The organism is Pseudomonas sp. DCA-1 (assembly GCF_046523955.1).
Lineage (GTDB): Bacteria > Pseudomonadota > Gammaproteobacteria > Pseudomonadales > Pseudomonadaceae > Aquipseudomonas > Aquipseudomonas putida_Y.
Genome location: NZ_CP169881.1, coordinates 4,015,847 through 4,039,161, shown reverse-complemented (window position 1 = coordinate 4,039,161; position 23,315 = coordinate 4,015,847). Strand labels below are relative to the sequence as shown.

Genomic DNA, 23,315 nt, shown 5'->3' with positions numbered 1-23,315 from the left:
ATCATAAGGGCTTGTTCAATGTCTGCATCCCTCGCATTCGTCTTTCCCGGTCAAGGTTCCCAATCGCTGGGCATGCTCGCCGAGCTCGGCGCCGAGAAGCCAGTGATCATCGAAACCTTCAAGGAAGCGTCCGAAGCGCTCGGCTACGACCTGTGGAAGCTGGTCCAGGACGGCCCGGAAGAGCAACTTAACCAGACCGACAAGACCCAGCCGGCGATCCTCACCGCGTCCATCGCGTTGTGGCGCCTGTGGCTGGAAGAGGGCGGTGCCAAGCCTGCCTTCGTTTCCGGTCACAGCCTGGGCGAATACAGCGCTCTGGTCGCCGCCGGCAGCATCAGCCTGAAAGACGCCGTTCGCCTGGTCGAGCGCCGCGGTCAGCTGATGCAGGAAGCCGTACCGGCCGGTCACGGCGCCATGGCTGCCATTCTCGGCCTGGACGATGCTGTGGTCGTGGAAATCTGCGCCGAAGCCGCTGAGGATGAAGTGGTCAGTGCCGTGAACTTCAACTCGCCTGGTCAGGTGGTCATCGCCGGCAACAAGGCTGCGGTAGATCGCGCCATGGAACTGTGCAAGGCCAAAGGTGCCAAGCGCGCCCTGCCGCTGGCGGTCAGCGTCCCGTCGCACTGTGCCCTGATGAAGCCGGCCGCCGAGCGCTTTGCCGATTCGGTCAATGCCATTGACTGGAAGGCCCCGCAGATTCCGGTGGTGCAGAACGTCACTGCCGCCGTCGCCGCCGACCTCGATGCCCTCAAGCACGACCTGCTGGCACAGCTGTACCAGCCGGTACGCTGGGTCGAGTGTGTGCAGACCCTGGCCGCCAACGGTGCGGTCAACCTGGTCGAGTGTGGCCCGGGCAAGGTACTGGCTGGCCTTAACAAGCGTTGCGCCGACGGCGTGACCACCTACAACCTCAACACCCCTGACGCCGTTGCTGCCACCCGTGCGGCACTGGCCTGATTTGGAGAAGCTTGCATGAGCCTGCAAGGTAAAGTTGCACTGGTTACCGGCGCCAGCCGTGGCATTGGCCAGGCCATCGCCCTAGAGCTGGGCCGCCAGGGCGCGACCGTGATCGGTACCGCCACTTCGGCGTCCGGCGCCGAGCGTATCGCTGCCACCCTGAAAGAGCACGGCATCACCGGCACCGGCATGGAGCTGAACGTGACCAGCGCCGAATCGGTTGAAGCCGTACTGGCCGCCATTGGCGAGCAGTTCGGCGCGCCGGCCATCCTGGTCAACAACGCCGGTATCACCCGCGACAACCTCATGCTGCGCATGAAAGACGACGAGTGGTTCGATGTCATCGACACCAACCTGAACAGCCTCTACCGTCTGTCCAAGGGCGTGCTGCGTGGCATGACCAAGGCACGTTGGGGTCGTATTATCAGCATCGGCTCGGTCGTCGGTGCCATGGGTAACGCAGGTCAGGCCAACTACGCGGCTGCCAAGGCCGGTCTGGAAGGTTTCAGCCGCGCCCTCGCGCGTGAAGTGGGTTCGCGTGGTATCACCGTCAACTCGGTGACCCCAGGCTTCATCGATACCGACATGACTCGCGAGCTGCCGGAAGCTCAGCGCGAAGCCCTGCAGACCCAGATTCCGCTGGGCCGCTTGGGCCAGGCTGACGAAATTGCCAAGGTGGTTTCGTTCCTGGCGTCCGACGGCGCAGCCTACGTGACTGGCGCTACCGTGCCGGTTAACGGCGGGATGTACATGTAATACTGCAACTCAATGTGACGGGTTTCGTAAAAAAAGAGTCATACTGCGAGCCTAAAATCCGTTATAAAGCTGCAACCAGATTCCAGGCAGCGGGTGGGGTGACTAGCCTGAAGGTGCGTTTCGCTTGAAAAGCGAACGTCTTTCTATAAAATTAGCCACCGGCCAGCTGCCTGACATATATCCATTAGGAGTGAAAACTAGGTATGAGCACCATCGAAGAACGCGTCAAGAAAATCGTCGCCGAGCAACTGGGCGTCAAGGAAGAAGAAGTGACTAACTCCAAGTCCTTCGTCGATGACCTGGGTGCCGATTCGCTTGACACCGTTGAACTGGTGATGGCTCTGGAAGAGGAATTCGAGACCGAAATCCCTGACGAAGAAGCCGAGAAGATCACTACCGTTCAAGCTGCTATCGACTACGTCCTGGCCCACCAGGCCTAAGACGCTACAGTCGACGCTACTTGTCGGGGAAAACCGCACTGCCTTCGCCGGCGTGCGGTTTTTTCTTTGCGAGCGCCTCGCGTTTTCAGGCTGCTTCGTTCACCGCGCACCAAGAGTCTGTTGCCATTGCATTCCAGTGCTTGAATGCAATGGCAAGAGACTCTGTTATTAGAAAAGGAGAGTACTGTGTCGCGTAGACGCGTCGTGGTCACCGGTATGGGTATGCTGTCGCCACTGGGTACCGATGTACCGAGCACCTGGCAGGGCATTCTGGCTGGCCGCAGTGGCATTGGTCCGATCGAACACACGGACCTGTCTGCCTACTCCACCCGTTTTGGCGGCTCGGTGAAAGGCTTCGAGGTTGAGCAGTACCTGTCGGCCAAAGAGGCCCGCAAACTCGATCTGTTCATCCAGTACGGCCTGGCGGCCGGTTTCCAGGCGGTGCGTAGTGCCGGCCTGGAGGTTACCGACGCCAACCGCGAGCGTATTGGCGTGGCCATGGGCTCGGGTATCGGTGGCCTGACCAACATCGAGGAAACCAGCCGCACCCTGCACGATTCGGGGCCGCGCCGCATTTCGCCGTTCTTCGTGCCGGGTTCGATCATCAACATGATCTCCGGTTTCCTGTCGATCCACCTGGGCCTGCAGGGGCCGAACTACGCTATCGCCACTGCTTGCACCACCGGCACCCATTGCATTGGCATGGCCGCACGCAATATCGCCTACGGTGAAGCTGACGTGATGATCGCCGGTGGCGCCGAGATGGCCGCTTGTGGTCTGGGCATGGGCGGTTTTGGTGCTTCGCGCGCGCTGTCTACTCGCAATGACGAGCCAAGCCGGGCCAGCCGCCCGTGGGACAAGGGCCGTGACGGCTTTGTGTTGTCCGACGGTGCTGGTGCCCTGGTGCTCGAGGAGCTGGAGCACGCCCAGGCCCGCGGTGCGACTATCTATGCCGAGCTGATTGGCTTTGGCATGAGCGGTGACGCCTACCACATGACTTCGCCGCCTGACTCTGGCGAAGGCGCTGCCCGCTGCATGACCAACGCCTTGCGCGATGCCGGTATCCAGCCGGAAGAAGTCAGCTACATCAACGCCCACGGCACTTCTACCCCGGCGGGCGATGTGGCGGAAGTGGCGGCGATCAAGCGCGTGTTCGGCGAGCATGCCTACAAGCTGGCGGTCAGCTCGACCAAGTCGATGACGGGTCACTTGCTGGGCGCCGCGGGCGCGGTGGAGGCGATCTTCAGCGTGCTGGCAATCAATAGCCAGATGGCCCCGCCGACCATCAACCTGGACGAGCCGGACGAGGGTTGTGACCTGGACTTCGTTCCCCATCAGGCGCGCAGCATGCCGATCGACGTGGTGCTGTCCAACTCGTTCGGCTTTGGCGGCACCAACGGCTCGCTGGTATTCCGCCGGTTTGCCGGCTGATGCACAGCTGGATCGACGGCCAGCCTGCGACTGCACTCAACCTGCAGAACCGCGGCCTGGCCTACGGCGATGGCCTGTTCGAAACCATCGCTGTGCGAGGCGCCCGGCCCAGCTTGCTGGACGGCCACCTCGCACGCCTGGCGCTGGGCTGCCAGCGCCTGGCAATCAACGCCGACCTGGCGCTGGTGCGCGACGAGTTGCTGCGCTACGCCAGCCAGTTGGGCGAGGGTGTCGCCAAACTCATCCTTACTCGTGGCGACAGTCAGCGAGGCTATGCACCGGCGGTCGATGCTGCGCCGCGGCGTATCCTGCAAGGCAGCCCATTACCCCGCTATCCTGCCGAGCATGCCGAGCATGGCGTGCGGTTGTTCCCTTGCCAGACCCGGCTTGGGGAACAACCACTGCTGGCCGGCCTCAAACACCTCAACCGCCTGGAGCAGGTGCTGGCCCGTGCCGAATGGCAGGACAACGACCATGCCGAAGGCCTGATGCGTGACGCGCAGGGCAGGGTGATCGAAGGGGTATACAGCAATCTGTTTCTGGTGCGTGATGGTGTGCTGCTTACCGCCGACCTTAGCCGTTGTGGGGTGGCGGGCGTGATGCGTGCCGCACTGCTGGAACAGGCCCCACTGCTGGGTATTGCGGTACAAGTCTGCGACCTGTCGTTCGACGCGATGGAGCAAGCTGATGAAGTATTTGTTTGCAATAGCGTTTACGGCATTTGGCCTGTGCGTGGCGTAGCCGCGCTAAACTGGTCGCCGGGCCCGCTCACTCGTAAACTGCAGGCCGTTGCCCGTACGTTACTGGAAACCTGAATTCGTGAGACGTAAATTCCTGCTGTTGCTGGAAATGGGCTTGATCCTTGCCGGCCTGGCGTTTGGCTGGTCGGCCTGGAAGGTCAACTCGGTCCTGGAGCAGCCCTTGCACGTCACGCAGGAACGCCTGCTGGATGTGCCCAATGGCACTAACCCAAACCGCATGTTCTACAGCATGCAACGAGAAGGGTTGCTCGACGACGCCGTCTGGTTGCGTTTGTACTGGCGCTTCAACATGGCCGGCACCCCCCTGCACACCGGCGAGTATCGTCTTACCCCAGGCATGACCGTCGAGCAGTTGTTCGACGCCTGGCGCCGTGCCGACGTGGTGCAGTACAACCTCACCCTGGTCGAAGGCTGGACCTTCCGCCAGGTGCGCGCGGCCGTGGCCAAGCATGAAAAGATCAAGCATACACTCGATGGCTTGTCGGATGCCGAGGTCATGGACAAGCTCGGCCATACCGGCGTATTCCCCGAAGGCCGCTTCTTCCCCGACACTTACCGCTTCGTGCGGGGTATGACCGATGTCGAGTTGCTGCAGCAGGCCTACATGCGCCTGGACGAAGTGCTGGCCAAGGAGTGGGCTGAGCGTTCCACCGACCTGCCGTATCGTGACCCCTACCAGGCGCTGATCATGGCCTCCCTGGTAGAAAAGGAAACCGGCATTCCGCAGGAGCGCGGGCAGATCGCCGGTGTGTTCGTGCGGCGCATGCGTCTGGGTATGATGCTGCAGACCGACCCGACGGTTATCTATGGCATGGGTGAACGCTACAACGGCAAGATCACCCGCGCTGACCTGCGCGAGCCTACGCCCTACAACACCTACACCATGACCGGCCTGCCGCCGACACCGATCGCGATGGTCGGCCGCGAAGCGATTCATGCGGCGCTCAACCCGTCCAATGGCACCAGCCTTTACTTCGTCGCCCGTGGCGATGGCAGCCATGTGTTTTCCGACGACCTCGACGGCCACAACTCGGCGGTGCGCGAGTTCCAGCTCAAGCGCCGGTCGGACTACCGCTCCAGCCCCGCGCCGCAGCGAGAGGCAAAGCCAGCTGACGATGATGCTGAACAGGCGTCGGGCGCCGATGACGCGCAGCGCCCTGAGCCCCCGGCTGCGGACGAGCCTGCTGCGCAGCCAGCCCCCGATGAAGCGCCCGCGCAGGATGCCCCTGCCGGCGGTGCGCAAGCGGCCGAGCGGCCGACGCCTGACGAACAACATTAAGGACTGCCTGTGAGCGGCTTGTTTATTACTTTGGAAGGCCCCGAAGGTGCGGGCAAGAGCACCAACCGCGACTATCTGGCCGCGCGCCTGCGCGAGCACGGCCTGGACGTGGTGCTGACCCGTGAGCCAGGCGGCACGCCGCTGGCGGAAAGGGTGCGTGAACTGTTACTGGCCCCGAGCGACGAAGCCATGGCGGCCGACACCGAGCTGCTGCTGGTGTTCGCCGCTCGCGCCCAGCACCTGGCGCAGGTGATCCGCCCGGCGCTGGCCCGTGGGGCTGTGGTGCTGTGTGACCGTTTCACGGACGCTACCTATGCCTATCAGGGCGGCGGTCGTGGCTTGTCGGTCGAGCGTATCGCTACCCTGGAGCAATTCGTCCAGGGCGACCTGCGCCCGGACCTGACCCTGGTCTTCGACCTGCCGGTAGAAGTGGGCCTTGCCCGAGCCGCTGCCCGTGGCCGCCTGGACCGATTCGAGCAGGAAGGGCAGGCCTTCTTCGAAGCGGTGCGCCAGGCGTACCTGCAGCGCGCCCAGGGCGCGCCACAGCGCTACAGCTTGCTTGATGCGGCACAATCCCTGGAGGCTGTGCAGCGTGACATCGACGCACTGCTGCCAGGCATTTTGGGGCGTTGCCGTGGCTGAGGCCTACCCCTGGCAGCAGGCGCTGTGGCAGCAACTGGCCGGGCGTAGCCGGCACGCCCACGCCTATTTGCTGCATGGGCCGCAGGGTATTGGCAAGCGGGCCCTGGCCGAGCGCCTGATGGCGCGCCTGTTGTGCCAGCAGCCGCAGGGTCTGGACGCTTGTGGGGCGTGTAAGTCGTGCCTGTTGCTCAAGGCCGGCAGCCACCCGGACAACTTCGTCCTCGAACCGGAAGAGGCTGACAAGCCGATCAAGGTCGACCAGGTGCGTGAGCTGGTGGCTTTTGTGGTGCAGACCGCGCAGCTGGGCGGGCGCAAGGTGGTGTTGATCGAGCCGGTGGAGGCGATGAATGTCAATGCCTCCAACGCCCTGCTTAAAAGCCTTGAAGAACCTTCCGGTGATACCGTGTTGTTGCTGGTTACGCACCAGCCCAGCCGTCTGTTGCCGACGATCAAGAGCCGCTGCCAGCAGGTCGCCTGTCCGCAGCCCAGCCTGGCCCAGAGCCAGGCATGGCTGGCCGGCGCGTTACCCGACTGCGACGAGGTCGAGCGCGATGAACTGCTGACGCTGGCCGCGGGTTCGCCATTGATGGCGGTCAGCTTGCAGGCGCAGGGTGTGCGCGAGCAACGTGCGCTGGTTACCGACGGGGTGAAGAAGTTGCTCAAGCAGCAGCAATCGCCCAGTCAGCTGGCCGATGCCTGGAGCAGTGTGCCGTTGTTACTGCTGTTCGACTGGTTTTGCGATTGGTCGCACCTGATCCTGCGCTACCAGTTGACCCAGGACGAGGAAGGGTTAGGCTTGGCCGATATGCGCAAGGTCGTGCAGTACCTGGCCCAGAAGAGCCGACAGGCCAAGGTGCTGGAGGTGCAGGCATGGATCCTCGAGCAGCGCCAGAAGGTGCTGGGCAAGGCCAACCTCAACCGTGCCTTGCTGCTTGAATCGCTGCTGGCTCACTGGCTGCAACTGCCGGGTGCCCGCTGATCTCCCATTTTTCATGTGTGCCGTTATCCCATGCTCGTAGACTCCCATTGCCACCTCGACCGTCTTGACCTCAGTGCCCACCAGGGCTCCCTGGATGCTGCCCTGCAGGCGGCGCGTGAGCGTGGGGTCGGGCATTTCCTGTGCATTGGCGTCAGTGCCGAGAATGCGGGGGCAGTGAAGGCGCTGAGCGAGCAGTACGCTGACGTCGACTGCTCGGTGGGCGTGCACCCGCTGGACCTGGCCCCTGGTGAAACCCCGGCGTTGGAATGGTTATTGCGCGAATTGGCCCACCCGCATGTGGTGGCGATTGGTGAAACCGGGCTGGATTACCACTACGAGCCGGAGGCTGCCGAGTTGCAGCAGGCTTCGTTCCGCCTGCACCTGGAGGCCTCGAGGCAGACCGGCAAGCCGGTGATCGTGCATACCCGGGCGGCGCGCGCCGATACCCTGGCGCTGCTGCGTGAGGCCAACCTGCCGCAGGCTGGTGTGCTGCACTGCTTTACCGAAGACTGGGACATGGCCAAGGCGGCGCTGGACCTGGGTTATTACATTTCGCTGTCTGGAATCGTGACCTTCCGCAATGCCGAGGCGTTGCGTGAGGTGGCGCGGCAGGTGCCTGTCGATCGCTTGCTGGTGGAGACCGATTCACCCTATCTGGCACCGATTCCGCACCGGGGCAAGCCGAACTTGCCGCAGTATGTGCGGGAGGTGGCGGAGTATGTGGCTTCCCTGCGTGGGGCCAGTTATGAGCAGTTGGCCGAGCAGACTACCGCCAACTTCAAGCGTCTGTTCCCGTTGGCGCGTGTGGATTGATTCACCGGGGTTAGAGATTGCGTGAGGGTTACGAGGTGCCTGCCACAGCCCTTGCAGCGCCTATGAGATCGAGCGCCGCCCGCGCGGCGCTCGATCTCACGGGCGCTGAAACTCTTGCGGCACGCACCTGACAGCCGTCACACCATCCTCCCCACAAAAACACAAAAAAAACCCGGGTTCTGGGGGAGGAATCCGGGTTAAGACCATTAGGAGTAAAACAAAGGTACGCGGTCCCTGAGCACCTTTATCGGCGCGCCACTGGGGGGGATGCGCCGCGCCAACACTTCAAGTATTGGTCAGGTTTGGCGCAGTGCCAGTGCATATTGGACGTTTTTTAAACAGATTTGGAATACGCCAACGTTTCATTCCTCCCGCAGCGCATGGCTGTATGTATCGTGAAACACAGACATGTGTGGATGATCCGTGCAATTTCCCGCAAGTTAGGCATAATAAACCGCTTCGATTGTCATCCAGTCCTTCCCATGCAGAAAGAACCTCGTAAGGTCCGTGAGTTTCGCCGTCGCGAACAGGAAATCCTCGATACCGCGCTCAAGCTGTTTCTCGAGCAAGGTGAAGACAGCGTCACTGTCGAGATGATCGCCGACGCCGTGGGCATCGGCAAAGGCACGATCTACAAGCACTTCAAGTCCAAGGCGGAGATCTACCTTCGCCTGATGCTCGACTACGAGCGTGACCTGAACGAGCTGTTGCACTCGGCCGACGTCGACCGTGACAAGGAAGCGCTGTCGCGCGCCTACTTCGAGTTCCGCATGCGCGACCCGCAACGCTACCGGCTGTTCGACCGCCTTGAGGAAAAGGTGGTCAAGGGCAATCAGGTGCCGGAAATGGTCGAGCAGTTGCACAGCATCCGTGCCTCCAACTTCGACCGCCTGACCCTGCTGATCAAGGGCCGAATCAGCGAAGGCAAGCTCGAAGACGTGCCGCCGTATTTCCACTACTGCGCTGCCTGGGCGCTGGTGCACGGCGCTGTGGCGCTGTACCACTCGCCGTTCTGGAGCAATGTGCTGGAGGACCAGGAAGGTTTCTTCCAGTTCCTGATGGATATTGGTGTGCGGATGGGCAACAAGCGCAAGCGCGACCCGGAACCCTCGAACTGAGCATTGCACAAAACTGCGTGTGCCCTGTGGCAGCGGGCACGCCCGCGAACACCCGCGCAGCCGGTGCCAGCCACCGCGTTTGATTCTTCGCGGGTACGCCCGCTGCCACAAGTACTGCATCGTGGGTTCTCTGCGCGGCAGCGCAGCCTGCAGCGTTCGGCTATCGCTTGAACATTCGGCATTGTTCATTGGGGGTTGCAAAAACCTGATTTATGAGTCAGGTTTTGCCAGCCCCTTCATCCATGCCGGAGTCACTCATGATCGTCGATCGTCAAGGCAGGCGCTTTCGCAACCTGCGCGTCAGCCTGACGGCTGCCTGCAACTACGCCTGTACCTACTGCGTACCTGACGGCAAGCGGCTGGTGGCGGCGCAGGACGAGCTGTCGGCGGATGCCCTGGCCCGTGGCGTGGCCTATCTGATCGAAGCTGCCGGCATCGAGCGCCTGCGCATAACTGGCGGTGAGCCATTGGTTAGCCCGCGTCTGGATGCCTTTCTGGCTACCGTGGCCAAACTAGACCTTGACGACATCTCGCTGACCACCAATGGCCAGTTGCTGGCGCGCAAGTTGCCGCAACTGCAGGCGGCCGGGATTCGTCGGCTGAACGTTTCCCTCGATACCCTCGACCCGCTGGCTTTCCGCCAGATTGCTCGTGGCGGCGACCTGGGCGCTGTGCTGGACGGAATGGAGCGGGCGAGCGCCCTGGGCATGCGAATCAAGGTCAACATGGTGCCGATGCGAGGGAAAAACCTCGATCAGGTACTGCCGCTGCTGGACTACTGCCTCGCGCGCGGCTTCGAGCTGCGCTTCATCGAACTGATGCGCATGGGCCATCTTGCCCATGATCGCAACGCCTTCCTCCAACAGTTTGTCGGCCTCGACCAACTGCTTGCGCTGATCGGCGGCCAACATACCTACGCCCAGGTGGATGCGCCGCTGGACGCCACTGCCATGCGTTACCACATCCCTGGCAGGGGCCACTTCGGCGTCATAGCCAACGAAAGCGTGCCGTTTTGCCGTACTTGCTCGCGGCTGCGCCTGTCTTCCACGGGCTGGCTGCATGGCTGCCTGTCGTCTGGTAACCGGCACTTCGTCGGCGACCTGCTGGAAAAGCCGCGTCATCAGGCGTTGCCGGCCTTGCAGCGGTTGTTGGTCAAGGCATTGGCAGACAAGCAGGACCTGGCCTTTTCCGGCGGCGTGACGGTCATGAAAGTGATCGGTGGCTGAAGCTGGCGCAAAAGCTGCATCCGCCGGCTATTCGCCGGTTTTTCGTCGCCGGCCACTGGAGGAAAGATGCGTAGCCTGGTCTTGCTGCTAGCGCTGATGGCGCTGGGCGGCTGCATGAATGTCAGTGATATGGGCGAGGGCGTCCGCTATCACATGAGCGATGCCGGTTTGCTGGACCACAGCGAAACCCGTCGCACCTTGTCGATCCGCCTGCAGCCTGATTCATTCATCTTCATCGGCCAAGGTGCGTTCGTGCCGCCGGGCAAGGGGCCGGCGCCTCGGCAGAATGCAGTGGCTCAGCAGGCGTTCAAGAGTTTCGTCGAATACTTCCCGATGGTGCGTCGCGCCCAGGGGCCGCTGGGCCTGGAAGAGGCCATTGCCCAGGCGCGCTCGGTAGGCGCCGACTACCTGCTGTACACCCGCTTCGCTCGTACCGACGATCGCATCGGCAATGGTGACGAGTGGTATGACGAGCAGGCCGTCGACCGTCTGGGCTGGGACACTGGCGTGGTGCAGATGATGCTGATCGAAACCAATACCCGCTACCTGATCGACACCGCACGCATCAAGAGCCGTGGCGGTTTGTTGACGTTCCACGACAACACCCCGGAGGATTTGCTTGGCGCGCCGATGCGCGAGTACGCTCGTAGCCTCTTGGGCATGAGTGAATGAGGCAAGCGTGATGAGTGACTCCGGCAAGGCCAATGACCTTCTGGCGCAGATCCCCAAGGCCAAGGGGCTGCCGCCGGTGCACCTGTGGAACCCGGATTTCTGTGGTGACATCGACATGCGCATCGCCCGCGACGGCACCTGGTATTACCTGGGTACGCCTATCGGGCGAAAGCCGATGGTGCGGCTGTTCTCGACCATCATTCGCCGCGATGGCGATGACTATTTCCTGATCACCCCGGTAGAGAAGGTCGGCATTCGTGTCGACGATGCGCCGTTCGTGGCCGTGCTGCTGGAAGTGCAGGGGGAAGGCGAACAACAGGTGCTGCGCTTTACCAGCAATGTCGAGGACCAGGTCGAGGCCGGTCCGGATAACCCTCTGCGGGTGGTGATCGACCCGGTGACGCAGGAGCCATCACCGTATGTGCTGATGCGCAGCAACCTGGAGGCGCTGATACATCGCAATGTATTTTACCAACTGGTGGAGCTGGCGGTACCGCGTGTGATCGAGGGGGAGGAATGGTTGGGCGTATGGAGCCAGGGTCAGTTTTACCCGATTGGGCGTAGTCGTTGAGGGCTCTGGGGCTGGATGGTGCATGTCTTGGGTTTTGTGCTGCCCGGCAGATCGAGCGCCGCCCGCGCGGCGCATCGCGAGCTGCGCTCGCTCCTACGTTTGTTTCGGGCCAGTAACGTCTGTTACAGGCGCGCGCGACCGCCTTGTTTGTACGACGTGATATTGCGCCATGCGCCAAGGCGTCCGCGCGCAAATGGCACAGGAATGATTGGCCAGAAACAAACGTAGGAGCGAGCACAGCTCGCGATGCGCCGCGCGGGCGGCGCTCGATCTACCAGGCGCCGACATACTTCCGGTGAACAACGAAAAAGCCCCCGGTTGCTTACGCAACACGGGGGCTTTTCAATGTTTGGCTCCGCGACCTGGACTCGAACCAGGGACCCAATGATTAACAGTCATTTGCTCTACCGACTGAGCTATCGCGGAATCTGCGCGTATCTTACTGATTGCCCGGGAGAAGTCAACCCACCCCCAGGCAAAACAATGAGTTACAGCACTTCCACGATAGCTTTGGTCACCACGTGGATGTTGCTCTGGTTCAGCGCGGCCACCGCGATACGGCCGGTGTCCAGGGCATAGATGCCGAAGTCGTTCTTCAGGCGGGCAACCTGTTCAACGGTCAGGCCCGAGTAGGAGAACATGCCGACCTGGCGGCCAACGAAGCTGAAGTCGCGGTTGGCACCGTATTCGGCCAGCAGCGATACCATCTGCTTGCGCATGCCGTGGATACGCTCGCGCATTTCGGCCAGTTCGGTTTCCCACATCTGGCGCAGTTCTGCGCTGTTCAGCACGGTGGCAACAATGGTTGCGCCGTGGGTTGGCGGGTTGGAGTAGGTGGTGCGGATCACGCGCTTGACCTGCGACAGCACGCGGGTGCTCTCGTCCTTGGAGGCGGTCACGATCGACAGTGCGCCGACGCGCTCGCCGTACAGCGAGAACGATTTGGAGAACGAGCTGGAAACAAAGAACTCCAGGCCCGACTCTGCGAACAGGCGCACGGCGAAGGCGTCTTCGGCGATACCGTCACCAAAGCCCTGGTAGGCCATGTCGAGGAACGGCACGTGGCCCTTGGCCTTGACCACTTCCAGAACGTTCTTCCAGTCGTCCAGGTTCAGGTCGACGCCCGTCGGGTTGTGGCAGCAGGCGTGCAGCACCACGATCGAGCCGGACGGCAGGGCGTTGAGGTCTTCGAGCATGCCAGCGCGGTTGACGTCGTTGGTCGGCGCATCGTAGTAGCGGTAGTTCTGCACCGGGAAGCCGGCCGATTCGAACAGCGCACGGTGGTTTTCCCAGCTCGGGTCGCTGATGGCAACCACGGCGTCTGGCGAGATGCGCTTGAGAAAGTCGGCGCCGATCTTCAGCGCGCCGGTACCACCGACGGCCTGCACGGTGACCACGCGGCCAGCGGCCAGCAGTGGCGACTCGGCGCCGAACAGCAGCTTCTGCACAGCCTGGTCGTAGGTGGCGATGCCGTCGATCGGCAGGTAGCCGCGCGAAGCGTGCTGGGCGGCACGCTGGGTTTCGGCTTCGATCACGGCGCGCAGCAGCGGAATGCGGCCTTCCTCATTGCAATACACGCCTACGCCCAGGTTGACCTTGTCGGTACGTGGGTCGGCGTTGAATGCTTCGTTGAGGCCCAGAATAGGGTCGCGGGGTGCCAGCTCGACAGCGGAAAACAGGCTCATTGTTACCTTGGCTCTGATTGGAGTGTGATAGGGCGTACACGCTCCAGCCGAATGCACTGAAGCGGTGCACAAACGGGGAGTCAGTATAGTGATACCGACCGGTCACCGCGACACTCTGGCACAGCTTTTAGGGCTATTTGCGCAAATATTTTTCGACCATTGGTCCAATTGCCGTGTCCACCGTTGCACAGGCCCACACCTGTGCCTTGAAAGCGCCCCCGAACGGGCGCATTTGGGTATAGACTACTGGCTAAATTTACAGCTGCTGCACCGTGAGGTCCTTCATGTCCGAGTTCCAGCTCGTCACACGTTTCCAGCCGGCCGGCGACCAGCCCGAGGCTATCCGCCAGTTGGTTGAAGGCATCGAGGCGGGGCTGTCGCACCAGACGCTGCTCGGGGTGACTGGCTCGGGCAAGACCTTCAGCATTGCCAACGTCATCCAGCAGGTGCAGCGCCCGACGCTGGTGCTGGCGCCCAACAAGACGCTGGCCGCCCAGTTGTACGGGGAGTTCAAGGCATTCTTCCCCAACAATGCGGTGGAGTACTTCGTTTCCTATTACGACTACTACCAGCCGGAAGCCTATGTGCCGTCGTCAGACACCTTCATCGAGAAGGACGCCTCGATCAACGACCACATCGAGCAGATGCGTCTGTCGGCGACCAAGGCGCTGCTGGAACGGCGTGACGCGATCATCGTGACCACTGTGTCGTGCATCTACGGCCTGGGCAGCCCCGAGACCTACCTGAAAATGGTCCTGCACGTGGACCGTGGCGACAAGCTCGACCAGCGCGCGCTGCTGCGCCGCCTGGCCGACCTGCAGTACACCCGCAACGAAATGGACTTTGCCCGCGCCACCTTCCGGGTACGCGGCGACGTAATCGACATCTTCCCGGCCGAATCGGATCTGGAAGCCATCCGCATCGAGCTGTTCGACGATGAAGTGGAGAACATCGCCGCTTTCGATCCGTTGACCGGTGAGGTTTTCCGCAAGCTGCCACGTTTCACCTTCTACCCCAAGAGCCACTACGTCACCCCGCGGGAAACCCTGCTGGAAGCAGTGGAGGGCATCAAGGAAGAGCTGAAAGATCGCCTGGAATACCTGCACAAGGCCAACAAGCTGGTCGAAGCGCAGCGTTTGGAGCAACGCACCCGCTTCGATCTGGAGATGATCCTCGAGCTGGGCTATTGCAACGGCATCGAAAACTACTCGCGTTACCTGTCCGGGCGCCCGGCCGGGGCGCCGCCGCCCACCCTGTACGATTACCTGCCGCCCGATGCGCTGCTGGTGATCGACGAATCCCACGTCAGCGTCCCGCAGGTGGGCGCCATGTACAAGGGCGACCGTTCACGCAAGGAAACCCTGGTCGAGTACGGCTTCCGCATGCCTTCGGCGCTGGACAATCGGCCGATGCGTTTCGACGAGTGGGAGGATGTCAGCCCGCAGACCATTTTTGTTTCGGCCACCCCAGGCCCCTACGAGGCCGAGCATGCCGGGCGCGTGGTGGAGCAGGTGGTGCGCCCGACCGGGCTGGTCGACCCGCAGGTAGAGGTACGCCCTGCGCTGACCCAGGTCGACGACCTGCTGTCCGAGATCCGCAAGCGTGTTGCGGCAGGCGAGCGTGTGCTGGCGACAACGCTGACCAAGCGCATGGCCGAGGACCTCAGCGATTACCTGGCCGACCACGACGTACGGGTACGCTACCTGCACTCGGACATTGATACGGTGGAGCGGGTAGAGATTATCCGCGACCTGCGCCTGGGCACCTTCGACGTACTGGTGGGCATCAACCTGCTGCGCGAGGGCCTGGACATGCCCGAGGTGTCGCTGGTGGCCATCCTCGATGCAGACAAGGAAGGTTTTCTGCGTTCCGAGCGTTCCCTGATCCAGACCATTGGCCGCGCTGCACGTAACCTCAATGGCCGAGCCATCCTGTATGCCGATAACGTCACCGGCTCCATGCAGCGGGCCATTGATGAAACCGAGCGCCGCCGCGAGAAGCAGATCGCCTTCAACGAAGCCAACGGCATCGTGCCCAAGGGGGTGGTCAAGGACATCGCCGACATCATGGAAGGCGCCACCGTGCCCGGTGCGCGCAGCAAGAAGCGCAAGGGCATGGCCAAGGCGGCAGAGGAGAGCGCCCGTTACGAGGCCGAACTACGTACGCCGGGCGAGATCACCAAGCGCATCAAGCAGCTGGAAGAGAAAATGATGCAGTTCGCCCGCGACCTGGAGTTCGAGGCGGCGGCGCAGTTGCGTGACGAGATTGCGCAGCTGCGGGAGCGGTTGATCAGCAGCTGAAGCCGGGCGCGGGCCCTGTGGGAGCGGGCGTGCCCGCGAAGAATTCAATGCGGTGGCTGGCACCGGCTGCGCCGGTGTTCGCGGGCATGCCCGCTCCCACAGGGACCGCATCTAATCTGTAATAGCCTCAGTGGGCCTCCCCAGCCTTCAGCCCCTCCGGCAACTTGCGGGTCAGCAACACCGCCACCATGCTCACCGCCAACCCGATCCCGACAAAGTGGAAGGCATCGTTGTAAGCCATGATCAGTGCCTGCTGGTGGGTAATCTCGCTAAGTTTGCCCAGCGCCGCATTGTCATTGCCCAAGCGCTCCGCCAGTTGCGCCAGCCGCTCAGCCACCTGTGGGTTGCTCGGCACCACCGATTCGCGCAGGTAGTCGAAGTACACCTTGGTGCGCGCATCCAGCAGGGTGGCCAGCAAGGCAATACCAATCGCGCCACCGAGGTTACGCAGAATATTGAACAGGCTCGACGCGGACCCTGCATCCTGTTGTTGGATATACGCGGTGGCAATCAGCGAGATGGTCACCATGATCATCGGTTGGCCCAGGGCGCGGATGATCTGGATATGGTTGAACTGCGGCCCGGCAAAGTCCGGGTTGAGCACCCCCGAACCGAAACTGGCAGCGCCGAACAGGCAAAACCCCAGCGCGCATAGTACCTTGGGCGATATCACCTTCATCAGTTGCGGCACCAGCGGGATCAGGAACAGCTGCGGAATACCCATCCACATGATCACCTCGCCAATCTGCAACGCGTTGTAACCCTGTACCTGCGCCAGGTACAGCGGTAGCAGATAGATCGACCCGTACAGGCCCACGCCCATGCCCAGGCTGGCGATGCTCGACAGGCCAAAGTTGCGGTTGCCAAGAATGCGCAGGTTGATCAGTGGATGTGGCTTGGAAAACTGCAGGATGACGAAGGTGATCAGGCTGACCAGGGCAACGCTGCCCAGGCCGACGATCAGGTGCGACTCCAGCCAGTCCTTGCGATGGCCTTCCTCAAGAAACACCTGTAGGCAGCCCAACCCAAGTCCGAGCGTGACGATCCCGGCGTAATCGGTACTTTTCAGCAGCTCCCAGTGCGCCTCCTTCTTCTCAAGCCCGTATAACAAGCCGGCGATCATTAGCAGGCCCGGCGGGATATTGATGTAGAAGATGTACTCCCAGCCCCAGTTCTCGGTCAGCCAGCCGCCCAGGGTGGGGCCGATGGAGGGGGCGAAAGTGGCGGTCATGGCGAACATCGCCATGCCTTTGGCGCGGTGGTGCTCGGGCAGCTTGATCAGGGTCAGGGTAAAGGCCAGCGGTATCAGCGCGCCGCCAGTGAAGCCCTGCAAGGCACGGAACAGGATCATGCTCTCCAGGTTCCAGGCCATCGAGCATAGCAGCGACGACAGCAGGAAGCCGCCGGATACCCACACTGCCAGGCGCCGCGCCGACAGCAGCTGCACCAGCCAGGCTGTTAGCGGGATCATGATGATTTCCGCTACCAGGTACGAGGTGGAAATCCATGAGCCTTCTTCCAGCGTCGCCGACAGTGCGCCCTGGATGTCCTTCAACGAGGAGTTGGTGATCTGGATGTCCAGCACTGCCATGAAGGCACCGAGCATCACGCTCATCACCGCGATCCAGTCGCGCCGGGTTGGCTCCGCCGTGGGGCGCAGCAGTTGGTCACCGGCCATTGTGGTCTTGGTCTTCACTGCGCAGGTCGACAGTGGCGGTCACCGACATGCCGGGGCGAATACGCCCATGCAACGGGTTGTCGGCGCGGAACGTGAGTTTTACCGGGATGCGCTGCACAACTTTGGTGAAGTTGCCGGTGGCGTTGTCCGGTGGCAGCAGGCTGAACTGCGCACCGGACGCGGCGAACAGGCTGTCCACCCGGCCTTCGATCGGTGTGTCGGGGTAACTGTCGAACACCAGCTCCGCGCGCTGGCCGGGGTGCATGCGGCCGATCTGGGTTTCCTTGAAGTTGGCCTGCACCCAGATGTCTTCATCCGGCACGATCGACAGCAGGTAGGCGCCAGCCTGCACCACCTGGCCATCGCGCGCACTGCGCTGGCCGATGGTGCCGCTGATCGGTGCATGGATTTCGCAGCGGGTCAGGTTCAGCTCGGCCTGGGCCAGGTCGGTGCGGGCATTGGCGATTTGCGCATCGAGGCGCTTGAGTTCGGCGTTCAGGGTCGTGACCTGCTGGCGCTGGCTTTGCAGGTCGGCGCGTGCCTTGTCGACCTGGGAACCGGCGACATGGCTGTCCGCCGACAGGGAAGTGACCCGCTCCTCAGAGACAAAACCCGGCTTGCGCAGTTTCTCGGCGCGGCTCAGGTCCAGCCGTGAACGGTCGAAAGTGGCCTGGGTAGCCGCCAGCTGGGCCTGGCCGGCGGCAATCAGGCTGCCTTGCTGGGTGAGGCGGCTTTGCGCTTGCGCGTACTCGGCTTCGCGGGTGGCCAGGGCGGCGCGGGCGCGTTCGACCGCCAGCTCGAAGTCGGCGGGCTCCAGGCGCACCAGCAGGTCGCCCTTGTTGACGTGCTGGTTGTCCGCGACCGGGACTGTTTCGATGCGTGCACCGAGCTGGCTGGAGATACGGGTGATCTCGCCCTGCACGTAAGCGTTGTCGGTGCTTTCGTAGAAGCGGCCCTTGAAGTACCAGTGGGCCAGGAAGGCAAGGGCAATGATGGCCACCAGGGTGAAGAAGATCGTCAGGCGGCGTTTGAGTTGGGCAGGCATGGGGACTATCGTTCCAGAAATGTAAACAAATTTAACAGCGGCACAGGGCCTGTCGACAAGTGACGTTCGCGCCATTGCTGGAGCCCGGTGCCCGCCTCCTGCTAACATCCCGCCTTTGTTTCATCTTTCGTTCGAGACTCTCCATGACCACCGTACGCACGCGTATCGCGCCATCGCCTACCGGCGACCCCCATGTCGGCACTGCCTACATCGCCCTGTTCAACTACTGCTTTGCCAAGCAGCACGGCGGTGAGTTCATCTTGCGCATTGAAGACACCGACCAGCTGCGCTCCACGCGTGAGTCGGAGCAACAGATCTTCGACGCCCTGCGCTGGCTTGGCATCGAATGGAACGAAGGCCCGGATGTCGGCGGCCCGCATGGCCCTTACCGGCAGAGCGAGCGTGGCGAAATCTACGCCAAGTACGCCAAGGAACTGGTAGACGCCGGCCACGCCTTCTACTGCTTCTGCACCGCCGAAGAGCTGGAGCAGATGCGTGCCGAGCAGCAGGCCCGCGGCGAAACCCCGCGTTACGATGGCCGTGCGTTGCTGATGAGCGCCGAAGAAGTACAGCGCCGCCTGGACGCTGGCGAGCCGCACGTGATCCGCATGAAGGTGCCGAGCGAAGGTATCTGCGTGGTGCCGGACATGCTGCGTGGCGATGTCGAGATCCCGTGGGACCGCATGGACATGCAGGTGCTGATGAAGAACGACGGCCTGCCGACGTACTTCCTGGCCAACGTGGTCGACGACCACCTGATGGGCATCACCCACGTGCTGCGTGGTGAAGAGTGGCTGCCATCGGCGCCCAAGCTGATCAAGCTGTACGAGTACTTCGGTTGGGAGCAGCCCAAGCTGTGCTACATGCCGCTGCTGCGCAACCCGGACAAATCCAAACTGTCCAAGCGCAAGAACCCGACCTCGGTCACCTTCTATGAGCGCATGGGCTTCATGCCTGAAGCGATGCTCAACTATCTTGGCCGCATGGGCTGGTCGATGCCTGACGAGCGCGAGAAGTTCTCGCTGGCCGAAATGGTCGAGCACTTCGACCTGTCGCGTATCTCGCTGGGCGGCCCGATCTTTGACATCGAGAAGCTGTCCTGGCTCAACGGCCAGTGGCTGCGCGAGCTGCCGGTAGAGGAATTCGCCGCACGCCTGCAGAAATGGGCGTTCAACAGCGACTACATGATGAAGATTGCCCCGCACGTGCAGGGCCGGGTAGAAACCTTCAGCCAGGTTGCCCCGTTGGGCGGGTTCTTCTTCGAAGGCGCGCTCAAGCTGGACGCCAAGCTGTTCGAAAGCAAGAAACTGTCGGCCGACCAGGTACGCCAGGTGATCCAGCTGATCCTGTGGAAGCTTGAAAGCCTGCGCCAGTGGGAAAAAGAGCGCATCACCGGTTGCATCCAGGCCGTGGTCGAGGCGCTGGAGCTGAAGCTGCGTGACGCCATGCCGCTGATGTTCGCCGCCATCACCGGCCAGGCCAGCTCGGTTTCGGTGCTGGACGCCATGGAAATCCTCGGTCCCGACCTGACCCGCTACCGCCTGCGCCAGGCCCTGGACCTGCTGGGTGGGGTGTCGAAGAAAGAAAACAAAGAGTGGGAAAAGCTGTTGGCTTCCATTGCCTGATTCAGCTTTGCACCTAACCTGTGGGAGCGGGCGTGCCCGCGAATGCAATGGTAAATTCAATACCGCATTTGCGGGCACGCCCGCTCCCACAGGCCAACTAAGCCCCAAAAAACCGGGGCAGGGCGGTAAGTGATTGTTATCTGTGAAAAAATTTTTGAATATTTTTGAAAATTAGTTTGACAGTCCTGCAATCCGATCTTAATATGCGCCCCGTCCACAGCGATGAACGAAAACGAAACGCCAGGCACCCAGCCAGCGATTCAGTTCAAAGCGACATTGTGGGGCTATAGCTCAGCTGGGAGAGCGCCTGCATGGCATGCAGGAGGTCAGCGGTTCGATCCCGCTTAGCTCCACCAAATTCCGCTTAGCAGCCAAGGCTGATAAGCAAGACCGGGTCCAGCAACCGGGTCTTGAAGGTAAGAAGGTTCGTCCCCTTCGTCTAGTGGCCTAGGACACCGCCCTTTCACGGCGGTAACAGGGGTTCGAGTCCCCTAGGGGACGCCAGTTTTACACAAGCGATGTTGGTATGTCGCTGGGCCGCGAGGCTAGAAATCCGGGGCTATAGCTCAGCTGGGAGAGCGCCTGCATGGCATGCAGGAGGTCAGCGGTTCGATCCCGCTTAGCTCCACCAATTTTGCCGCGGTTCGCGTTAGCGGATCGGCACGAAGGTTACGTCCCCTTCGTCTAGTGGCCTAGGACACCGCCCTTTCACGGCGGTAACAGGGGTTCGAGTCCCCTAGGGGACGCCACTTTTCCTGCGTTTTGCAGGGCTTTAAAAGGCTCGTCGATTATTGATGAGCCTTTTGTTTCGGGGCTATAGCTCAGCTGGGAGAGCGCCTGCATGGCATGCAGGAGGTCAGCGGTTCGATCCCGCTTAGCTCCACCATTTCTGCCAGGGTTCACGCAAGTGGATCTTCGCGAAGGTTACGTCCCCTTCGTCTAGTGGCCTAGGACACCGCCCTTTCACGGCGGTAACAGGGGTTCGAGTCCCCTAGGGGACGCCACGTTTACCCGCGTTTTGCGGGACTTTAAAGGCTCATTCGCTTATTGAATGGGCCTTTTGTTTTTCCCTTCCAGTAATTTTTCCCCGACAAGCGTACGGCCGTGGGCACTCGGACGCTCGAACTGGCTGTTTGCCGGGTCGCTGCGCAGCGGCAAGCGGGCGGCTGCAATCATGAGCCTGATCCAGTCAGCGCGCATGAATGGGCACGATCCGTACGCCTATCTCAAAGACGTTCTGATGCGGCTGCCGACGCAGCGGGCCAGTGAAATCGATCAATTGCTGCCGCATAAGCGGCAACTAGCTTAGATACTTCAGGCGGCAAGCATGCCTTAAAAACTATATGGCTCAAGCTCTGCGAGCTGAGACAGCAGAATTAAATGCTCCACTGCTTTTAGTTTCTCAACATGATCAAGGGATGCCGACCCACCAAGCATTAACGCTGGAACAAAACCATACATCTCATCATGGCGAAGAGTGCCGAGCTTTTTTCTTGCCGCCTTGAACAAATCTTCCACATCGTTAGAGTCCACTTTTCTGGACACGATAAAGTCTTGAAGCTTACGATCCATTTGCTCGGGGGTGGGTTCAAAGTCATGAATTACGCATCGCGAAAAGACGCTGGTTATCTTCAGTGAAAATCCCGTTTTCTCGCCCCATAGATAGAGATCGCCGAACGCTCCACGGGCAATTAGGTGGTAAGTGTCGCGTTTTTCAAATTCTGTTCCCTCAAGCCACGAAGCCACCACTCCTTCGTATTCTTGCGGGTTCACTATCCAAAAAATTCCATCACCGTATCCGCACCAGCCGTGCTCAGCCCAATATTCCAGAAGCTGATTGGGTAGTTTACCCCTATAACGCTCGATACTCGAAGCTGGCACTTCCTGACGATCAACCGGGCTACCAAACTTTTCTAGGAATCTAGCAAATACCTTGTCCACGGATGCCTCCTTCAGCACTTGTGTAATTTCACGTTGAGGAAAGTTGAATCCCGCAAGGATTCAGGTACCTTCTCAGCAGCTGCTTTAAGGTTTTGAATTTTTGGTCTCCACTGAGGCCCAATGCTGGAGTTAACCTGTCGGTCACCGAAGTCGCCAATGATATCCTTGCCACCAGCACTCAGATCGGGGTTGTGCAGCCCAGCAAGGTTTGCCATCGTTTCCTTGGCTTTTTTTATTGCAGCTTCCTCCGCTTCGAGTACATCCAAGTCTGGAAAATCATTCAGAAAACGCTCTTCCAATTGATCTTGTAGATCCTTGCGTGCCTTTTTGGCAGCCGCAGGGCTTCGTTTCACCGGATTAGCAATATTCTTCAAATACTCATCAACAGTAAGCCGATTCAACCCGTTCTCTTGCCCCTGCAACTGCCGCTCGAACTCGCCAATTTTGGAGGCAGGCATTTTATCTGCCTTGAAGCATTCAACCTCATGCAGCGGCATGGTGTTCGACTTACCCTTGGCGGGCTCTTTGTCTCTTCTCTCTGAGTGGTTTGGAGGTGACTTCTGGCTCGCCAGCGGCCCCCTGAGCGGCTCCGCCTTTTGCAGGTCAGGTCTGCGCTTCAACGCATCTTCATGCTCGACCATCCACTGGCCAATTCTTGCCCCTTTTGGACTGGCACGCATCTCTAATGCTAGCCTGCCAGCGTTACCTCGACCACGAGTCAAGTATTCGACAATGGCGCCCAGTAACAGAATGACGACTTCAACGTGGCCTAGCGCCATGTTATGGGCAGCGCTTCGAATTGCTAGGGGATCATCCTGGCTGAAGGGAGTTAAACCATCATCACCTCGTGTTCCTTCCCATGCAGTTTTAATTCCTGTCAGATAATAACTGCCAATGCGCGGCAAGCCTTCGACGAAAAATTCTGCAATAGACTGCAGGCCAAGTATCGCCAGTATCCAGCTGCTAGCCTGCAAACCCATTGCAGCCCCCGCAGCCCCCATCGGAACAGCGCCAGCACCTCCAAAGAATGCACCCACACCGGCGCCGATAGCACCTCCGGTCAAGGTGCTACCAGCGACGATCATTGCCATCTGCGTGACAACATCAATGAGGTCTTTGAGGATGCTGGAAATGTCGAGATCGGCGAAACGTTGGCGAAGTAGCTCACTCGCTTGCCACTCAGCCTGATGAAGCGCAGAGCGGACGCTTGCAACGCGGCGGATATTGAGGCTCAGGGAAGGGACAGGTTCACCCCAGTGGTTTCGATATCGGGCACCATTTTGATAGCCCATTTCCCGCCTTATCCGATCTTCAATCTGCTGCCACGACGGCACAATATGCGATAAAAACACCCGATGTCTCCCTGACAATTTGAGTGCTTGAGGGGGCAACAGCC

At 61.0% G+C, this 23,315-nt stretch carries 20 protein-coding genes, 7 tRNA genes and 1 pseudogene; 22 read left to right on the top strand and 6 right to left on the bottom strand.

Annotated features, from left to right (window positions below):
- Positions 1–18 precede the first annotated feature (18 nt).
- The 13 genes from fabD (at position 19) to ACE4QZ_RS18950 (ending at position 11,645) form a co-directional block, all read left to right on the top strand.
- Positions 19–957 carry an ACP S-malonyltransferase gene (gene fabD, locus ACE4QZ_RS19010; protein WP_021784982.1) on the top strand — a complete coding sequence of 313 codons (939 nt, stop codon included), beginning with the start codon at positions 19–21 and terminating at the stop codon, positions 955–957.
- Between the two features lie 15 nt (positions 958–972).
- Positions 973–1,713 (top strand): 3-oxoacyl-ACP reductase FabG, encoded by a 741-nt coding sequence (gene fabG, locus ACE4QZ_RS19005; protein WP_003247160.1) that lies wholly within the window; start codon positions 973–975, stop codon positions 1,711–1,713.
- A 203-nt stretch (positions 1,714–1,916) separates the two neighbouring features.
- Positions 1,917–2,153 carry an acyl carrier protein gene (acpP, locus tag ACE4QZ_RS19000; protein ID WP_021784983.1) on the top strand — a complete coding sequence of 79 codons (237 nt, stop codon included), beginning with the start codon at positions 1,917–1,919 and terminating at the stop codon, positions 2,151–2,153.
- Positions 2,154–2,339: 186 nt separating this feature from the next.
- Positions 2,340–3,584 (top strand): beta-ketoacyl-ACP synthase II, encoded by a 1,245-nt coding sequence (gene fabF, locus ACE4QZ_RS18995; protein WP_410480118.1) that lies wholly within the window; start codon positions 2,340–2,342, stop codon positions 3,582–3,584.
- Entirely contained in the window at positions 3,584–4,399 is an 816-nt protein-coding gene (gene pabC, locus ACE4QZ_RS18990) for an aminodeoxychorismate lyase (protein ID WP_021784985.1), read from the top strand. The genes fabF and pabC overlap by 1 nt, the downstream gene beginning before the upstream one ends.
- Positions 4,400–4,403: 4 nt before the next feature.
- Positions 4,404–5,624 carry an endolytic transglycosylase MltG gene (gene mltG / locus ACE4QZ_RS18985; RefSeq protein WP_021784986.1) on the top strand — a complete coding sequence of 407 codons (1,221 nt, stop codon included), beginning with the start codon at positions 4,404–4,406 and terminating at the stop codon, positions 5,622–5,624.
- 9 nt (positions 5,625–5,633) lie between these two features.
- A complete protein-coding gene (gene tmk / locus ACE4QZ_RS18980) occupies positions 5,634–6,266 on the top strand; it encodes a dTMP kinase (RefSeq protein WP_021784987.1) in 633 nt (210 codons plus the stop codon).
- Positions 6,259–7,245, top strand: a complete 987-nt coding sequence (locus ACE4QZ_RS18975; protein ID WP_021784988.1) for a DNA polymerase III subunit delta' — start codon at positions 6,259–6,261, stop codon at positions 7,243–7,245. The genes tmk and ACE4QZ_RS18975 overlap by 8 nt, the downstream gene beginning before the upstream one ends.
- A 30-nt stretch (positions 7,246–7,275) precedes the next feature.
- A complete protein-coding gene (locus tag ACE4QZ_RS18970; protein ID WP_021784989.1) occupies positions 7,276–8,058 on the top strand; it encodes a TatD family hydrolase in 783 nt (260 codons plus the stop codon).
- Between the two features lie 482 nt (positions 8,059–8,540).
- Positions 8,541–9,176: a TetR/AcrR family transcriptional regulator gene (locus tag ACE4QZ_RS18965; protein ID WP_021784990.1), complete on the top strand. Its 636-nt coding sequence runs from the start codon at positions 8,541–8,543 to the stop codon at positions 9,174–9,176.
- Positions 9,177–9,433: 257 nt separating this feature from the next.
- Positions 9,434–10,402 carry a GTP 3',8-cyclase MoaA gene (locus ACE4QZ_RS18960; protein WP_021784991.1) on the top strand — a complete coding sequence of 323 codons (969 nt, stop codon included), beginning with the start codon at positions 9,434–9,436 and terminating at the stop codon, positions 10,400–10,402.
- A 66-nt stretch (positions 10,403–10,468) separates the two neighbouring features.
- On the top strand, positions 10,469–11,074 hold the full coding sequence (locus ACE4QZ_RS18955; protein WP_021784992.1) for a DUF4823 domain-containing protein: 606 nt from the start codon (positions 10,469–10,471) through the stop codon (positions 11,072–11,074).
- A 10-nt stretch (positions 11,075–11,084) separates the two neighbouring features.
- Positions 11,085–11,645 (top strand): DUF1285 domain-containing protein, encoded by a 561-nt coding sequence (locus ACE4QZ_RS18950; protein ID WP_021784993.1) that lies wholly within the window; start codon positions 11,085–11,087, stop codon positions 11,643–11,645.
- 350 nt (positions 11,646–11,995) lie between these two features.
- Here the strand turns inward: ACE4QZ_RS18950 and ACE4QZ_RS18945 are convergent.
- Positions 11,996–12,071, bottom strand: a tRNA-Asn gene (locus ACE4QZ_RS18945).
- 62 nt (positions 12,072–12,133) lie between these two features.
- On the bottom strand, positions 12,134–13,330 hold the full coding sequence (locus tag ACE4QZ_RS18940; RefSeq protein ID WP_021784994.1) for an amino acid aminotransferase: 1,197 nt from the start codon (positions 13,328–13,330) through the stop codon (positions 12,134–12,136).
- A 284-nt stretch (positions 13,331–13,614) separates the two neighbouring features.
- On the opposite strand from ACE4QZ_RS18940, the gene uvrB reads away from it, so the two are divergent.
- Positions 13,615–15,630: an excinuclease ABC subunit UvrB gene (uvrB, locus tag ACE4QZ_RS18935; RefSeq protein WP_021784995.1), complete on the top strand. Its 2,016-nt coding sequence runs from the start codon at positions 13,615–13,617 to the stop codon at positions 15,628–15,630.
- A 127-nt stretch (positions 15,631–15,757) separates the two neighbouring features.
- Here the strand turns inward: uvrB and ACE4QZ_RS18930 are convergent, their stop codons facing one another.
- Together ACE4QZ_RS18930 and ACE4QZ_RS18925 are read right to left on the bottom strand one after the other, a co-directional pair.
- Positions 15,758–17,248, bottom strand: a complete 1,491-nt coding sequence (locus ACE4QZ_RS18930) for an MDR family MFS transporter (protein WP_172402858.1) — start codon at positions 17,246–17,248, stop codon at positions 15,758–15,760.
- A 49-nt stretch (positions 17,249–17,297) separates the two neighbouring features.
- Entirely contained in the window at positions 17,298–18,353 is a 1,056-nt protein-coding gene (locus ACE4QZ_RS18925) for an HlyD family secretion protein (RefSeq protein ID WP_021784996.1), read from the bottom strand.
- 143 nt (positions 18,354–18,496) lie between these two features.
- Here ACE4QZ_RS18925 and gltX point away from each other — a divergent pair, with 143 nt between their 5' ends.
- From gltX to ACE4QZ_RS18885, 8 genes and pseudogenes are all read left to right on the top strand, one after another.
- Positions 18,497–19,978: a glutamate--tRNA ligase gene (gltX, locus tag ACE4QZ_RS18920; protein WP_010952995.1), complete on the top strand. Its 1,482-nt coding sequence runs from the start codon at positions 18,497–18,499 to the stop codon at positions 19,976–19,978.
- 280 nt (positions 19,979–20,258) lie between these two features.
- Positions 20,259–20,334, top strand: a tRNA-Ala gene (locus ACE4QZ_RS18915).
- Between the two features lie 72 nt (positions 20,335–20,406).
- Positions 20,407–20,482, top strand: a tRNA-Glu gene (locus ACE4QZ_RS18910).
- Between the two features lie 51 nt (positions 20,483–20,533).
- Positions 20,534–20,609, top strand: a tRNA-Ala gene (locus ACE4QZ_RS18905).
- A gap of 42 nt (positions 20,610–20,651) precedes the next feature.
- Positions 20,652–20,727: transfer RNA gene (locus ACE4QZ_RS18900), tRNA-Glu, on the top strand.
- A gap of 61 nt (positions 20,728–20,788) precedes the next feature.
- Positions 20,789–20,864, top strand: a tRNA-Ala gene (locus ACE4QZ_RS18895).
- A 42-nt stretch (positions 20,865–20,906) separates the two neighbouring features.
- Positions 20,907–20,982, top strand: a tRNA-Glu gene (locus ACE4QZ_RS18890).
- Between the two features lie 92 nt (positions 20,983–21,074).
- Positions 21,075–21,287 (top strand): annotated as a pseudogene (locus ACE4QZ_RS18885) (transposase domain-containing protein); the annotation flags it as partial.
- Between the two features lie 23 nt (positions 21,288–21,310).
- On the opposite strand, the gene ACE4QZ_RS18880 reads toward ACE4QZ_RS18885, so the two are convergent.
- A complete protein-coding gene (locus tag ACE4QZ_RS18880) occupies positions 21,311–21,919 on the bottom strand; it encodes a GAD-like domain-containing protein (RefSeq protein WP_021784999.1) in 609 nt (202 codons plus the stop codon).
- 11 nt (positions 21,920–21,930) lie between these two features.
- Positions 21,931–23,271 (bottom strand): DUF6861 domain-containing protein, encoded by a 1,341-nt coding sequence (locus tag ACE4QZ_RS18875; RefSeq protein ID WP_031322717.1) that lies wholly within the window; start codon positions 23,269–23,271, stop codon positions 21,931–21,933.
- Positions 23,272–23,315 lie beyond the last annotated feature (44 nt).

Excerpts from the sequence above, each read along its gene's own strand:
- fabD (WP_021784982.1), top strand. The coding sequence starts at position 19 with ATGTCTGCATCCCTCGCATTCGTCTTTCCCGGTCAAGGTTCCCAATCG.
- fabG (WP_003247160.1), top strand. The coding sequence starts at position 973 with ATGAGCCTGCAAGGTAAAGTTGCACTGGTTACCGGCGCCAGCCGTGGC.
- acpP (WP_021784983.1), top strand. The coding sequence starts at position 1,917 with ATGAGCACCATCGAAGAACGCGTCAAGAAAATCGTCGCCGAGCAACTG.
- pabC (WP_021784985.1), top strand. The coding sequence starts at position 3,584 with ATGCACAGCTGGATCGACGGCCAGCCTGCGACTGCACTCAACCTGCAG.
- ACE4QZ_RS18970 (WP_021784989.1), top strand. The coding sequence starts at position 7,276 with ATGCTCGTAGACTCCCATTGCCACCTCGACCGTCTTGACCTCAGTGCC.
- ACE4QZ_RS18965 (WP_021784990.1), top strand. The coding sequence starts at position 8,541 with ATGCAGAAAGAACCTCGTAAGGTCCGTGAGTTTCGCCGTCGCGAACAG.
- ACE4QZ_RS18960 (WP_021784991.1), top strand. The coding sequence starts at position 9,434 with ATGATCGTCGATCGTCAAGGCAGGCGCTTTCGCAACCTGCGCGTCAGC.
- ACE4QZ_RS18955 (WP_021784992.1), top strand. The coding sequence starts at position 10,469 with ATGCGTAGCCTGGTCTTGCTGCTAGCGCTGATGGCGCTGGGCGGCTGC.
- ACE4QZ_RS18950 (WP_021784993.1), top strand. The coding sequence starts at position 11,085 with ATGAGTGACTCCGGCAAGGCCAATGACCTTCTGGCGCAGATCCCCAAG.
- ACE4QZ_RS18940 (WP_021784994.1), bottom strand. The coding sequence starts at position 13,330 with ATGAGCCTGTTTTCCGCTGTCGAGCTGGCACCCCGCGACCCTATTCTG.
- uvrB (WP_021784995.1), top strand. The coding sequence starts at position 13,615 with ATGTCCGAGTTCCAGCTCGTCACACGTTTCCAGCCGGCCGGCGACCAG.
- ACE4QZ_RS18925 (WP_021784996.1), bottom strand. The coding sequence starts at position 18,353 with ATGCCTGCCCAACTCAAACGCCGCCTGACGATCTTCTTCACCCTGGTG.
- gltX (WP_010952995.1), top strand. The coding sequence starts at position 18,497 with ATGACCACCGTACGCACGCGTATCGCGCCATCGCCTACCGGCGACCCC.